Origin of the sequence: Streptococcus sp. 79, from assembly GCF_013277425.1 — a bacterium.
Taxonomy (GTDB): Bacteria; Bacillota; Bacilli; order Lactobacillales; family Streptococcaceae; genus Streptococcus; species Streptococcus pseudopneumoniae.
Window position 1 is genome coordinate 1 of sequence record NZ_VMMW01000087.1, and the last position, 14,206, is coordinate 14,206.

Here is a 14,206-nt window from a genome sequence, read left to right on the forward strand (position 1 = left end):
ATAGACGATTTGAGAATCCTTGACTGCTAAGATTCCATCAAGATAAACATGGAAATCTTGATCACAAGTCACGATATTTACATTCTGAAAGACTTTCATTATAGGCTCCTTTTCTAAAAGACAAGTTATACTCTCTTCAAACTACTTCAGATTCACTTTGCCATAGGTGTGGTTACTGACTTCGTCAGTTCTATCTGCAACCTCAAAACAGTGTTTTGAGCTGACTTCGTCAGTTCTATCTGCAACCTCAAAGCTGTGCTTTGAGCAACCTGCGGCTAGTTTCCTAGTTTGCTCTTTGATTTTCATTGAGTATTAAATTGTGCTATCGATTGTCATCATCTTGCTAGAAAAAGGGATTGAAGGCCTTTTCGTGAGCGATAGTAGTAGCTGGACCATGTCCTGGATAGACATCGTAGTTTGGTAGGGTGAAGAGTTGGGTCTGGATACTATGAAGGAGTTGCTCTGTACTACCAGTCGGAAGATCCGTCCGTCCAATTGTTTCGCGGAACAGAGCATCTCCCGTCAAGACTAGGTGAGCATCAGGAAAGACTAGGGAAACACCACCGATAGAGTGCCCTGGGGTCGGTAGAACCTTAAAACGAAATTCCTCTAGTTGGTATTCTTCGTGAAAGACAAAGGTGTGTTCTGCAGGTTTTGTGACCACATCTGCCATATCATCGTGGCGAGGGAGACCGGAGAGATTATCGACAGGAGTGTAGAGCCAGCTGGCTTCGCTCTCTGCGATATAGACAGGAGGATTGCCAAACGTCTCGCGAACCAAGTCCAGACTCATGATATGGTCATAATGAGCGTGGGTCAATAGAATGGCACAGATCGGTTTGTTGAGGTTCTCGATTGTCTGACGAATGGCTTCCCATTGACTACCAGGATCTACAACGATGAGGTGTTTTTCACCTTCCAGGTAATAGGTGTTTTCATAGGCAACAGGATTCACAGTTTTATGGATTTTCATTTTATCTCCAATCTCAAAGAATGTACTAAATTAAGTATAGCACAGTTAGGGAGAATAGGTAAGGATTTAGAATGAACTTAAAAACCAGCATGACTAGATGAAGACAGGCTGGTTCTCAATTTATCAATATTGGAAAGGTGTCAATTGCCCTTCATAGGTTGCATAAACTCCGTCACTAGCTTGTTTGATAGATGTGATGTTTAGAGTGCCACCGTAGTTGGCTTCTCATTTGTCGCTATATTCACTATAAGTTATCCTATTGGGCAGGTTCTGGTCGTTAGCATAGTATTGAACGACTGTTTTTTTATAACTTTGCTGGCTGAATAGAAACAGGCAGCTAACTCCTAACACTAGGAGAGCAAAGATAGAAATAGCAGCTTTTTTCATAGGTGTTCTCCTTATAAACTAAAGGATAGAAGAAAGTATCTTGAGGATTTTTATACTCTTCGAAAATCTCTTCAAACCGCGTCAACGTCGACTTGCCGTATATATGGTTACTGACTTCGTCAGTTCTATCCACAACCTCAAAACAGTGTTTTGAGCTGACTTCGTCAGTTCTATTTACAACCTCAAAGCGGTGCTTTGAGCAACCTGCGGCTAGTTTCCTAGTTTGCTCTTTGATTTTCATTGAGTATTAATTCCAAAATCCAGTCAAGGTACCAGTGTATGTGACACGAGTTCCACCGTTTATCTTTCGTATCTTCAATGGAATTGGGGAAGTCAAAAAGTCTTTGGGTTACAATATGGTTTCCGTTCTTCTATCTCTCCTTCTATCACCTAAGTTTAAAATCTAACTTCGTAGTATATTATGGACCAATAATTCAGAATTATCAAGCAATTCTGAATTATTTTTTTCTTATTCTGTTCCAATCTAGTTTTCATATTCTTAAAAAAGTGATAAAATGGTAGGAAGAATTGGAGAGTAGAGATGCCAAAAGAAGTGAATTTAACAGGCGAAGAAGTTGTCGCTTTAACCAAAGAATATTTAACGGAAGAGGATGTCCATTTTGTCCATAAGGCCTTGGTCTATGCGGTGGATTGTCATAGTGGTCAATACCGCAAATCAGGCGAGCCTTATATCATTCACCCTATTCAAGTGGCAGGTATTCTAGCCAAACTCAAGCTGGATGCTGTAACGGTAGCTTGTGGTTTCTTGCATGATGTGGTGGAAGATACAGATGCGACCTTGGACGATTTGGAAAGAGAGTTTGGTCCCGATGTGCGCGTGATTGTTGACGGAGTCACCAAGCTTGGCAAGGTCGAGTACAAGTCTCACGAAGAGCAGTTGGCTGAAAATCATCGCAAGATGCTCATGGCCATGTCTGAGGACATCCGCGTTATCTTGGTCAAACTGTCTGACCGCTTGCACAATATGCGAACCCTGAAACATCTTCGAAAAGACAAGCAGGAGCGCATTTCCAAAGAAACTATGGAAATCTATGCCCCACTTGCTCACCGTTTGGGGATTTCCAGTGTCAAATGGGAATTGGAAGACCTGTCTTTCCGTTATCTCAACCCGACAGAGTTTTACAAGATTACCAATATGATGAAGGAAAAGCGCAGAGAGCGTGAAGCCTTGGTGGATGAGGTAGTCACAAAATTAGAGGAGTATACGATAGATCGTCACTTGAAAGGGAAGATTTATGGTCGTCCCAAGCATATTTACTCAATTTTCCGCAAAATGCAGGACAAGAGAAAACGGTTTGAGGAAATCTATGACCTGATTGCCATTCGTTGTATTTTGGATACCCAAAGTGATGTTTATGCCATGCTTGGTTATGTGCATGAACTTTGGAAACCCATGCCTGGTCGCTTTAAGGACTACATCGCTAACCGCAAGGCAAATGGTTACCAGTCTATCCATACGACTGTCTATGGGCCAAAAGGACCGATTGAATTCCAAATTCGGACCAAGGCCATGCACGAGGTGGCTGAGTACGGGGTTGCGGCTCACTGGGCTTATAAGAAAGGCGTTAAGGGGCAGGTTAACAGTAAGGAGTCTGCTATTGGGATGAACTGGATCAAGGAGATGATGGAGCTTCAAGATCAGGCTGATGATGCCAAGGAATTTGTGGACTCTGTTAAGGAAAACTATCTGGCTGAGGAGATTTACGTCTTTACACCAGATGGAGCTGTCCGTTCTCTTCCAAAAGATTCAGGACCTATTGACTTTGCTTATGAAATCCATACTAAAGTCGGTGAAAAAGCGACTGGTGCCAAGGTCAACGGCCGTATGGTTCCACTGACAACCAAGCTCAAAACAGGGGATCAGGTTGAAATTGTCACCAACCCCAACTCCTTTGGACCTAGCCGCGACTGGCTCAATATGGTCAAGACCAGCAAGGCGCGCAACAAGATTCGTCAGTTTTTTAAAAACCAAGATAAGGAATTATCTGTTAATAAGGGTCGTGAAATGTTGATGACCCAGTTCCAAGAAAATGGCTATGTGGCCAATAAATTTATGGACAAGCGTCATATGGACCAAGTCCTGCAAAAGACCAGCTACAAGACAGAAGACTCCCTCTTTGCGGCCATTGGTTTTGGGGAAATCGGTGCTATTACTGTCTTTAATCGTCTGACTGAAAAGGAACGTCGTGAAGAAGAACGTGCCAAGGCCAAGGCTGAGGCAGAAGAACTTGTCAAAGGTGGCGAGGTCAAGGTTGAAAATAAAGAAACCCTCAAGGTCAAGCATGAAGGTGGTGTGGTCATTGAAGGTGCTTCTGGTCTCCTAGTGCGGATTGCCAAGTGTTGTAACCCCGTGCCTGGTGATGATATTGTCGGCTACATTACCAAGGGTCGTGGTGTGGCTATTCACCGTGTGGACTGTATGAACCTGCGCGCCCAAGAAAACTACGAGCAACGTCTCCTTGATGTGGAGTGGGAAGGTCAGTACTCTAGCTCAAATAAAGAGTATATGGCTCATATTGATATTTATGGCCTCAACCGTACAGGATTGTTGAACGATGTACTGCAAGTTCTCTCAAACACAACCAAGAATATTTCAACAGTCAATGCCCAACCAACCAAGGATATGAAATTTGCCAATATCCATGTGTCCTTTGGCATTACCAACCTCTCGACGCTGACTACGGTTGTGGACAAGATTAAGAGTGTGCCAGAAGTTTACTCTGTCAAACGAACCAACGGTTAATTGTCTGAGTTCTTACTAGAAAGGCTATTATGAAAATCATTATCCAACGTGTTAAAAAAGCCCAAGTCAGTATCGAAGGTCAGGTTCAGGGAAAAATCAATCAGGGGCTCTTATTGCTGGTTGGTGTTGGACCAGAGGACCAAGAGGAAGATTTGGACTATGCTGTGAGAAAACTGGTCAATATGCGGATTTTTTCAGATGCAGAAGGCAGGATGAACCTATCTGTCAAAGATATTGAAGGAGAAATCCTTTCTATTTCCCAGTTTACCCTCTTTGCGGATACCAAGAAAGGCAATCGTCCAGCCTTTACAGAAGCAGCCAAACCTGATATGGCATCAGACTTCTATGATGTTTTCAACCAAAAACTAGCGCAAGAAGTGCCTGTTCATACAGGTATCTTTGGAGCGGATATGCAGGTTGAGCTGGTCAATGATGGGCCAGTTACCATTATCCTAGATACTAAAAATAGATAAGAAAGATCAAGCCCAGCCGGCTTGGTTTTTCTCATCTATCATAAAATACTCCAAAAGAAATCGGTGCTTGATAGGCTTGGGGAAAGTCTTGTTTCAGGATTTGGCAGGTGCGATAGGAAGGGATGAGATGTCCTAGGATGAGGAGAGTCCCCTGAAGGAAAAGTGGGGTACCACTTAAACATATCAAGGAGAGAATCATCAGGATATCCCATAGGAGAATTTGTAAGGCAAAAGACCAGAATCTCGGTCTAATCTGGGAATAGAGTTGACTAAAGTGGTCACAAAGCTGGTTAGAAAGATAGGTCAACAGCACAGGATGAAAGAAAATGAGCCAACCACTGTAAATCAAAATCCAATCCCAAGTAAGTCCCTCTTTAAATGTCAAAAATGCCAGCATGATTCCATCAATGACAAGGAGCTCAATGGTTTTGATGAAGATGATTTTTTTCATGATAAGCCCTCCTTTTTTCATCTGTTAGTGACGGAATAGTTTATATAATTATTATACAATATTTAGTTGGATTATGGAAGCGCTTACTATCGTTTTTGATATAAAAAATAGATAAGAAAACCCTGAAAATCAAACTTTCAGGGTTGGTTGGGGTACTTGAGAAATTAGTTGATTTTCTCGACATAGAGTTGTTTGGCAATGTCCATACCTACTTGTAAATCCTCTTCTTTACTGAGGATAGTGAAAGTATTGCTGAAGCCATCAAACTGCTTGACTTGGAGAGGATCACCGATGTGAAGTGAGTGCTTGTCCAGATAACTGAGAATGTCAAAACTATCGTGCACCCGAGTCAAGCGGTAGGCGCCAGCTTCCTTGATGTCAGCTAGTGGGAGGTTATTGATTTCAACTAGGAGTTCTCCCTTGGCAGGAATAGTTCCTCCGTGAGGGCAGGTTTTGGGGAATCCAAGCAATTTTTCTAGTCTCTCCACGAATAGGTCAGAGACAGTATGTTCCAAGACCTCAGCTTCCTCGTGAATCTGGTCACTCGTATAGTCTAAATGATGGACTAGAAAAACTTCAATCAAGCGATGCTTACGGTAGAGCTCTGAGACCAGTTTGAGCCCAAGGTCCGTCAGTAGATAGCCACATTCCTTGTCCTTGAGGATGAGATTTTCGCTCTTCATCCGTTTAATCATTTCAGTTACGGCAGGGGGAGAGACTTGCATACGAGCCGCAATTTCCTTGTTAGTAATTTTATGCAGGTCTATGCCAATTTCATAAATACACTTTAGATAATCTTCTTTATTCGGGGTCATTCGTTTCCTCTTGTCTAATATCTTTATCTAGTATATCAAAAAAAGCTAGATTTCTCTAGCTGTGACTTTTTATGTTATACTTATTGCAAGAGAAAAAACGAGGAGATGAATATGACAAAAATAGCTCTTCTTTCAGATATTCATGGAAATACTACAGCCTTGGAGGCTGTTTTGGCAGATACTCGGCAGCTAGGAGTGGATGAATACTGGCTTTTGGGAGACATTCTCATGCCAGGGACAGGGCGTAGAAGGATTTTGGACTTGTTGGCTCAACTACCGATTACAGCTAGAGTTTTGGGAAACTGGGAAGACAGTCTTTGGCATGGTGTCCGCAAGGAATTGGATAGTACTCGTCCCAGTCAACGCTATCTCTTGCGCCAGTGCCAATATGTTTTAGAGGAAATTTCCCTAGAAGAAATCGAATTGCTCCACAATCAACCACTCCAGCTTCATCGTCAGTTTGGGGCTTTGACGGTGGGAATTAGCCATCATCTACCTGATAAGAATTGGGGGCGTGAGTTGATTCATACTGGAGCGCAAGAGGATTTTGACCGCTTGGTGACCAATCCACCTTGTGATATTGCTGTTTATGGTCATATTCACCAGCAGTTGCTTCGTTACGGTACTGGTGGGCAATTGATTGTTAATCCGGGTTCGATTGGGCAGCCTTTCTTTCTAGATGCTCAGTTGCGGAAGGACTTGCGGGCCCAGTATATGATTTTGGAGTTTGATGACAAGGGCTTGGTAGATATGAACTTCCGACGGGTAGACTACGATGTGGCAGCTGAATTGCAGTTGGCTAAAGATCTTAAACTTCCCTATTTTGAGGTTTACTATGAAAGTCTGGTCAATGGGATCCACCATACTCATCATCAGAAATTTCTGAGAGAATTGGCCCAGAAAGAGGGCTACGATCGGGAGTTAGACGACTGGTTAAAAGGTGGTAACGATTGACATTACAACTAAAAAGGGTATAATAAAAGAAAAAGAAGAGTAGAGGCAGGGTAGCCTCGTAAAAAGGAGAAGAGCATGCAAATTCCAAGTAGATTTACCATTGCGACTCATATGCTGATAATCATTGCCCTCAAGGGGAAGGAAAGCAAGGTGACCAGTGATTTTTTAGCTGCTAGTGTCGGGGTCAATCCTGTCATTATCAGAAAAACCTTGTCCCAGTTGAAGAAGGCAGAGCTGATTTCAGTCGCGCGTGGAACAGGGGGAACAGAGATTGTCAAGGATCTCAAGGACATTAGTCTATTAGATGTTTATCAAGCGGTTGAGTGTCTTGGTAAGACAGGTCAACTCTTCAGTTTCCATGACAATCCGAATCCAAATTGTCCAGTTGGAGCTCATATTCATGATGTTTTGGATCAAAAATTGGAGAGAATCCAGCTGGCTATGGAGGCTGAACTTGGTCAGACCAGTTTAGAGCAAGTCGTGGCCGATGCAGAGAGTCAGATGAAGGAGTAATTTTTTCTTTAAAACAAGAAAAGCTTATGAGAAGGTTTTTATACTCAATGAAAATCAAAAAGCAAACTAGGAAGCTAGCCGCAGGTTGCTCAAAGCACCGCTTTGAGGTTGTAGATAAGACTGACAAAGTCAGTCACATATATACGGTAAGGCGACGCTGACGTGGTTTGAAGAGATTTTCGAAGAGTATTACCTTTTCATAAGCTTTTTATCTATTCTTCCATGCTTGGTAACGGGTATCAATCAATAATTGAGTGAGGCGTCCCATGGTTTCCCTTTCTTCTGGAGTGAGGGATTACGCTTGGACAAAGAGATGATGAATGTGTTCAATCGCCTTTAAGGAAGATAGGTCATTGATAGAAGTAATACCAGAATCAAGAATGGTGCCAAAGAAGAGGTCGAAATAGAGCTGGAGTTCCTCGTCAGGGACTGTGGCCACCCACTCCTTGAAGGTTGTGTCGACTTGTCGGCTATCACTGTTGGTCTTATCCAGCTGGACGAAGTGCTTGTCCTCAATCTGCCAACTAAAGGTATCGTGCTGGGCGATACCACCCAAGGTAGTACTGTGCACGATGATTTGCTGGTTAGGGATTTCCAGCATCATACCGATGATGGAACCTTGTGGGATGAAGACCTTGGTTCTATCCATTAGCCTTTGATAGCCCTCGGTTTGTGTCAGTTCTTTATGGAGACCAGGCGCATCAAAGGTATAAACTGCTGTGATTTGATCCTGTAAACTTTGTTCAATTTGACTAGCAGCATAGATGGCTAGATTTCCTCCCTTGGAATGTCCAGCCAGAATGACATTTTGATTAGGATGGTGGGCAAAAAAGTTCTTTAAATAGCGAAGGGCGTGCTTTTGAGCAGGAATTTCCTTCATATAGGTCAGGTGGAAATCTTCCTTCCAGCCAATGATACTGTCATCAGTCCCACGAAAGACAATCAGATAGGTATCGAGAGTGAGGCGGTAGGTCATAGCCGCAAACTGCTTTTGCAGTTCAGGGTCAATGTCGTTGATAAAATGAGAGAGTTTACAATTTTTGAAGCGTTTGTGTTGAGCTAGCTCATCTAATAGCTGGAGGCGATTTTTGCTGGTCAACATGTTAGGATTCCTTGGAACCTGAGGAGCCAGGTCTAAAAGTCGCTGAGGACTTGTGGAGACCAGATTATCAAAGGAGAGGTAGGTAGCTTCTGTTAAGGCTAGAATGTCTAACTCATTCAATGGAAAGTCGTAAAAGGAATCGTATGCGACATCTTTCAGGTAATCAAAAATATTGGCCATAAGAACTCCTTTCTTTTCTTTATCTTATCAAATTTCCCTCAAATTAGCTAGTAGGATTGTTGCACTTTGTTGGCTAAAAACAAGCTATGTCAAATTCAATTTCAGACATTCGAGCATGGAAAAATCTGTTATAATAATAGAAAAGGAGGAGCGCATGCACAAGATTTTACTAGTAGAAGATGATCAGGTTATTCGTCAACAGGTCGGGAAAATGCTCTCTGAATGGGGATTTGAAGTGGTCTTGGTAGAAGACTTTATGGAAGTTTTGAGTCTTTTTGTCCAATCGGAACCTCATCTGGTCCTCATGGATATTGGGCTGCCCTTGTTTAATGGTTATCACTGGTGTCAGGAAATTCGCAAGATTTCCAAGGTGCCTATCATGTTTCTGTCTTCGAGAGACCAGGCTATGGATATTGTCATGGCAATCAATATGGGGGCGGATGACTTTGTGACCAAACCTTTTGACCAGCAGGTTCTTTTAGCCAAGGTTCAGGGCTTGCTGCGTCGTTCCTATGAGTTCGGGCGTGACGAGAGTTTACTGGAATATGCTGGTGTTATCCTCAATACCAAATCCATGGATTTACATTATCAAGGGCAAGTCTTGAATTTGACCAAGAACGAATTCCAGATTTTACGCGTGTTATTTGAGCATGCAGGCAATATTGTAGCGCGTGACGACCTCATGCGGGAACTTTGGAACAGTGACTTTTTCATTGATGATAATACCCTCTCTGTCAATGTGGCTCGTTTGCGTAAAAAATTGGAAGAGCAGGGCTTGGTAGGATTTATCGAGACCAAGAAAGGGATAGGGTACGGACTGAAGCATGCTTGATTGGAAACAATTTTTTCTAGCCTATCTGCGCTCCCGTAGTCGTCTGTTTGTCTATCTGCTTGCTTTAGCATTTCTGATTTTGCTCTTTCAGTTTTTATTTGCCAGTTTGGGAACTTACTTTCTCTACTTTTTCCTCTTGTGTTGCTTTGTAACCATCTTATTTTTCACTTGGGACATATTGGTGGAAACGCAGGTCTATCGTCAGGAAATTCTCTATGGGGAGAGGGAAGCTCAGTCTCCTTTGGAAAGAGCCTTGGCTGAAAAATTAGAAGCGCGTGAGATGGAACTCTATCAGCAGAGGTCTGACGCAGAAAGAAAACTGACGGATTTGCTGGATTACTATACCTTGTGGGCCCATCAGATTAAGACCCCCATTGCAGCCAGTCAACTCTTAGTTGCAGAAGTGGTCGACCGCCAACTGAAGCAGCAATTAGAACAGGAAATTTTCAAGATTGACTCCTATACCAATTTAGTTTTACAGTACCTGCGTTTAGAAAGTTTTCATGATGATTTGGTCTTAAAGCAGGTTCAAATTGAGGACTTGGTCAAGGAAATAATTCGTAAATACGCTCTTTTCTTTATTCAAAAAGGCCTAAATGTCAATCTACATGACCTTGATAAAGAAATTGTGACGGATAAAAAGTGGCTGCTAGTGGTTATTGAGCAAATCATCTCAAACAGTCTCAAGTACACCAAGGAAGGTGGTCTGGAGATTTATATGGACGGGCAAGAGCTTTGTATCAAGGATACGGGAATCGGGATAAAAAACAGTGATGTCCTCCGAGTCTTTGAACGTGGTTTCTCAGGATACAATGGCCGTTTGACCCAACAGTCCTCTGGCCTTGGCCTCTACCTATCTAAGAAAATTTCTGAAGAACTGGGTCACCAGATTCGTATTGAGTCTGAGGTCGGAAAAGGAACGATAGCGCGGATTCAGTTTGCTCAAGTGAACTTAGTCCTTGAGTGAGAAGAGACGAAAAAGCCTCCGGACTGGAGGCTTTTGTGCTAGGTTCTTATTTCTCAACGCGTGATTTGTTGGCGATATCAGCAAGGATAGCTTGAACAAAGTCATCAACTGAGACAGTTTGTGTTTCTTTTTGGCCATAGCGACGAACGTTGACTGTTCCGTCTTCCATTTCCTTGTCCCCAACGATCAATTGGTAAGGAATCTTGCTTGTTTGTGAAGCACGGATCTTGAACTGCATTTTTTCATTGCGCTCATCTACGTCTGCACGGACACCGCGGTCACGGAGTTTCTTAGCCACTTCCCAAGCGTAGTCCACGTGTTTTTCGTTAGATACTGGGATGAGGGTTACTTGGTGTGGTGCAAGCCATGTTGGGAAGGCACCCTTATAGTTCTCAATCAAAATAGCTGTGAAGCGTTCCATAGTTGAGATAACCCCACGGTGGATCATAACTGGACGGTGCTCTTCGCCATCAGCTCCGATGTATTTAAGGTCGAAACGTTCTGGAAGCAAGAAGTCAAGCTGGATAGTAGAAAGAGTTTCTTCTTTTCCAAGAGCGGTCTTAACTTGGATATCCAATTTTGGTCCGTAGAAGGCTGCTTCACCTTCGGCTTCAAAGTAGTCCACACCCATTTCATCAAGGGCTGCGCGAAGCATGGTTTGGGCATTTTCCCACATCTCATCGTTGTCAAAGTACTTGTGAGTATCTTGAGGGTCGCGAAGAGAGAGACGGAAGCGGTAGTCAGTCAAGTTGAAGTCTTCATAAACATCGATAATCAACTGAAGGGCACGTTGGAATTCTTCTTGGATTTGTTCTGGAGTAACGAAAAGGTGACCGTCGTTGAGAGACATTTCACGCACACGTTGAAGACCAGTGAGGGCACCAGATTTTTCGTAGCGGTGCATCATACCGATTTCAGCAATACGGATTGGCAACTCACGGTAAGAGTGAACATGGTGTTTGAAGACTTGGATGTGGTGTGGGCAGTTCATTGGACGAAGGACAAATTCTTCCCCGTCACCCATGTCCATAGTTGGGAATATGTCTTCTTGGTAATGATCCCAGTGACCAGAAGTCTTGTAAAGTTCAACAGAAGCAAGTGGTGGAGTATAAACGTGTTGGTAGCCAGAAGCCAACTCTTTGTCAACGATGTAGCGTTCCAACTCACGACGAATAGTCGCACCATTTGGCAACCAGAATGGAAGTCCTTGACCAACTTCTTGTGAAATCATAAAGAGGTCAAGCTCTTTACCAAGTTTACGGTGGTCACGTTCCTTAGCTTCTTCACGCATTTGAAGGTAGTTTTTCAAGTCTTTCTTGTCAAACCAAGCTGTACCGTAGATACGTTGCATCATAGCGTTGTCGCTATTTCCACGCCAGTAAGCACCAGCTACATGGAGAAGGTGGAAGATTTGGATACGACCTGTTGATGGAACGTGAGGTCCACGGCAGAGGTCTACATATTCACCCTGACGATAGATAGTCAAACCGCCTTCGTCTTCTGAGTGTTCTTCAATCAATTCCAACTTGTAAGGGTCATTTTTGAAGATTTCACGTGCCTCGTCTTTAGTCACTTCTTCACGAATAGATGGGAAGTTTTCTTTGACGATTTTTTGCATTTCTTCTTCGATACGAGGAAGGTCTTCGTTAGAGATTTGACCAGCTGTGTTGTCAGTATCGTAGTAGAAGCCATCTTCGATAGCTGGACCAACACCCAAGTGAATGTCTGGGAAAAGACGACGAGCTGCTTGGGCAAACAAGTGAGCGGCTGAGTGACGCAAGATTGGAAGGGCATCTTCGTGATCAGGTGTCACGATTTCGATGCTTCCATCCTCAGTGACAGCACGAGTAGTGTCGATGAGTTTGCCGTTGAATTTACCAGCCAAGGCTTTTTTAGCTAGAGACTTGCTGATAGATTGGGCAATTTCAAAAGTTGTAACGCCAGATTCGAATTCACGAACAGCGCCATCGGGGAAAGTAATGTTAATCATGATGTTCTCCTTATATTGGTTATCCATTATTTCTAAAGCAGAAGTGTTTCCCTATTTCGCAGTCTTAAATAAAGAGAAACAAAAAGCAAAGAGAAACAAAAAGCGACGTCCTAGAAAGGACGTCGCAACGTGGTTCCACCTTCATTTATGTGCCTCAAAAAAGAGGGACACCTCTGATTGGCTCTAACGTGGCCACCGTTTTATGTTTGCATAAAAGTCAGTAGAGTAGTATCAGTATAGTCTTTCTATGCGTTCTCAGCAACCACGCACTCTCTAGTAGAAAGGGACTAAGTGACTTGTCTCTATGGATTATTATAGCATGATTGTGAGATTTTTCAAGGATTTTGTGAAAGTTTTTTGTTTTTCATTTTTGCAGAATATGCTTGATACCAATACCGGAAGCCATGCCGACCAGAGCAAAGGTTTCATAGGCTAAAAAGTAGACAATGCTAAAATCGTGGAAAGAAATGATAGTAAAGCAAAAGAGCAATCCAATGTCAAAAGGGAAAAAGGGAAACGGTAACCGTAAAGAAGAGAAACGATGAAGGTTACTAACGGAGAAAAGATAAAGATATTTAGAAGATGAGTCCTAGCAGATTGGAACCGGATGAGAGCAGTGAAAATAATTCATAAAGAGGCCAATAAAAAGAAGAATATGACCAGATAGTAGGTGAGATGGAAATAGAATTTACGCATGATAATCACCTCGTTTTAAAAAAACAGACAACTTAAATCTCTTGCTATGATTATTATAGCATGTTTAAAACAAGAAAGTAAATCTGTTGACAAAGAAGTTAGTTATTGGTAGAATAGTGAATGTCGTAAAGACAAATAACTTCTTCTTGGTTCCAGGCATGCCAACCTGTCACTCGGATGAAGCCAAATAAAAAGGAGAAACATCATGGCAATCTCAAAAGAGAAAAAAAATGAAATCATTGCACAATATGCACGTCACGAAGGTGATACAGGTTCAGTAGAGGTTCAAGTTGCTGTCCTTACTTGGGAAATCAACCACCTTAATGAACACATCAAACAACACAAAAAAGACCACGCTACTTACCGTGGATTGATGAAAAAAATCGGTCGCCGTCGTAACTTGCTTGCATACTTGCGTAAAAACGACGTTAACCGTTACCGTGAGTTGATCAACTCTCTAGGACTTCGTCGCTAATTCAAGATACAAAGGCCGTCAAAAGCACAAAGCAAAAATAGGAAAATTGACGAAGAAACTTCAGTTTCTAGGAGATTTTATCTTTTTTGCCAAGTGCTTAGGCCGTGTTCAATTGAGCATATCTTGATAATAAAGCTACTCTAAATTGGGTAGCTTTTTTGCGTTGTCACCTTACCTCGCTATACTCAAGTATAATCTTCGGTTACGGTTCCTAACACTGTAAGGTAAAATAAACTAGCTTTTCTCCCTTCGGGGAGATTTTTTTTTGTTTCACTGAAAGTTTCGTACAATCTTCGCCTCGTCGCCTAGCCTATAAACGGTTTATCTAGCAAGAATCATGATGCTAAGGGTGTCAAAAATCCGTATGAAAATAGGGAAATGACACAGTGTTCGATGAACACAAGGAGTTTCATCTTTTCCACTAGGATTTTAGCCCGGGCTCAAATCAGCTCTCTGACTTCAGAGGGCTTTTTTATTGAGGTTTTATCGGTCACAATTTTGGAGACTACAAAAACCTCAAATGGTATCAGCTAATTACACCATAAAGGTGCGCAGCTACTCGGCTTAAAAAGCCGAGTAGGTGTCTGCAAGCCCCCTCGGAGAGCCCACACTTTACGAAGTAAAGTATAGTATG

At 42.6% G+C, this 14,206-nt stretch carries 13 protein-coding genes and 3 pseudogenes; 7 read left to right on the plus strand and 9 right to left on the minus strand.

Features of this window, described 5'->3' with window-relative positions:
- The 4 genes and pseudogenes from HT729_RS09990 to HT729_RS12220 all read right to left on the minus strand — a co-directional run.
- Window positions 1-99: pseudogene (locus HT729_RS09990) on the minus strand (amidohydrolase); the annotation flags it as partial.
- Between the two features lie 42 nt (window positions 100-141).
- Window positions 142-306 carry a hypothetical protein gene (locus tag HT729_RS12215; protein ID WP_240164442.1) on the minus strand — a complete coding sequence of 55 codons (165 nt, stop codon included), beginning with the start codon at window positions 304-306 and terminating at the stop codon, window positions 142-144.
- A 37-nt stretch (window positions 307-343) separates the two neighbouring features.
- The gene (locus HT729_RS10000) at window positions 344-973 is read right to left on the minus strand and encodes an MBL fold metallo-hydrolase (RefSeq protein WP_023933220.1); all 630 of its coding nucleotides are present in this window, start codon (window positions 971-973) and stop codon (window positions 344-346) included.
- A gap of 337 nt (window positions 974-1,310) precedes the next feature.
- Window positions 1,311-1,601 (minus strand): hypothetical protein, encoded by a 291-nt coding sequence (locus HT729_RS12220; protein WP_240164443.1) that lies wholly within the window; start codon window positions 1,599-1,601, stop codon window positions 1,311-1,313.
- Between the two features lie 300 nt (window positions 1,602-1,901).
- Here HT729_RS12220 and HT729_RS10010 point away from each other — a divergent pair, with 300 nt between their 5' ends.
- Together HT729_RS10010 and dtd are read left to right on the plus strand one after the other, a co-directional pair.
- Window positions 1,902-4,124, plus strand: a complete 2,223-nt coding sequence (locus HT729_RS10010) for a bifunctional (p)ppGpp synthetase/guanosine-3',5'-bis(diphosphate) 3'-pyrophosphohydrolase (RefSeq protein ID WP_050207829.1) — start codon at window positions 1,902-1,904, stop codon at window positions 4,122-4,124.
- A 29-nt stretch (window positions 4,125-4,153) separates the two neighbouring features.
- Window positions 4,154-4,597, plus strand: coding sequence for a D-aminoacyl-tRNA deacylase (gene dtd / locus HT729_RS10015; RefSeq protein ID WP_023933223.1), 444 nt, complete (start codon window positions 4,154-4,156; stop codon window positions 4,595-4,597).
- A 31-nt stretch (window positions 4,598-4,628) separates the two neighbouring features.
- On the opposite strand, the gene HT729_RS10020 is transcribed toward dtd, so the two are convergent.
- A complete protein-coding gene (locus HT729_RS10020) occupies window positions 4,629-5,048 on the minus strand; it encodes a hypothetical protein (RefSeq protein WP_172931984.1) in 420 nt (139 codons plus the stop codon).
- Between the two features lie 164 nt (window positions 5,049-5,212).
- A complete protein-coding gene (locus HT729_RS10025) occupies window positions 5,213-5,863 on the minus strand; it encodes a metal-dependent transcriptional regulator (RefSeq protein WP_023933227.1) in 651 nt (216 codons plus the stop codon).
- Between the two features lie 111 nt (window positions 5,864-5,974).
- On the opposite strand from HT729_RS10025, the gene HT729_RS10030 reads away from it, so the two are divergent.
- Together HT729_RS10030 and HT729_RS10035 are read left to right on the plus strand one after the other, a co-directional pair.
- Entirely contained in the window at window positions 5,975-6,817 is an 843-nt protein-coding gene (locus HT729_RS10030; RefSeq protein WP_023933229.1) for a metallophosphoesterase family protein, read from the plus strand.
- Between the two features lie 75 nt (window positions 6,818-6,892).
- A complete protein-coding gene (locus HT729_RS10035; RefSeq protein ID WP_001166796.1) occupies window positions 6,893-7,330 on the plus strand; it encodes an Rrf2 family transcriptional regulator in 438 nt (145 codons plus the stop codon).
- Between the two features lie 208 nt (window positions 7,331-7,538).
- Here HT729_RS10035 and HT729_RS10040 read toward each other — a convergent pair.
- A pseudogene (locus HT729_RS10040) lies at window positions 7,539-8,612 on the minus strand (DUF2974 domain-containing protein).
- A gap of 154 nt (window positions 8,613-8,766) precedes the next feature.
- Here HT729_RS10040 and HT729_RS10045 point away from each other — a divergent pair.
- Together HT729_RS10045 and HT729_RS10050 are read left to right on the plus strand one after the other, a co-directional pair.
- Entirely contained in the window at window positions 8,767-9,444 is a 678-nt protein-coding gene (locus tag HT729_RS10045; protein ID WP_000548991.1) for a response regulator transcription factor, read from the plus strand.
- The gene (locus HT729_RS10050; protein ID WP_172931985.1) at window positions 9,437-10,411 is read left to right on the plus strand and encodes a sensor histidine kinase; all 975 of its coding nucleotides are present in this window, start codon (window positions 9,437-9,439) and stop codon (window positions 10,409-10,411) included. The genes HT729_RS10045 and HT729_RS10050 overlap by 8 nt, the downstream gene beginning before the upstream one ends.
- Before the next feature lie 46 nt (window positions 10,412-10,457).
- Here the strand turns inward: HT729_RS10050 and thrS are convergent, their stop codons facing one another.
- Window positions 10,458-12,401 carry a threonine--tRNA ligase gene (gene thrS, locus HT729_RS10055; RefSeq protein ID WP_172931986.1) on the minus strand — a complete coding sequence of 648 codons (1,944 nt, stop codon included), beginning with the start codon at window positions 12,399-12,401 and terminating at the stop codon, window positions 10,458-10,460.
- Between the two features lie 335 nt (window positions 12,402-12,736).
- Window positions 12,737-13,097 (minus strand): annotated as a pseudogene (locus HT729_RS12225) (hypothetical protein).
- Between the two features lie 205 nt (window positions 13,098-13,302).
- Here HT729_RS12225 and rpsO point away from each other — a divergent pair.
- Window positions 13,303-13,572 (plus strand): 30S ribosomal protein S15, encoded by a 270-nt coding sequence (gene rpsO, locus HT729_RS10060; protein WP_001018251.1) that lies wholly within the window; start codon window positions 13,303-13,305, stop codon window positions 13,570-13,572.
- The last annotated feature ends 634 nt before the right edge of the window (window positions 13,573-14,206 follow it).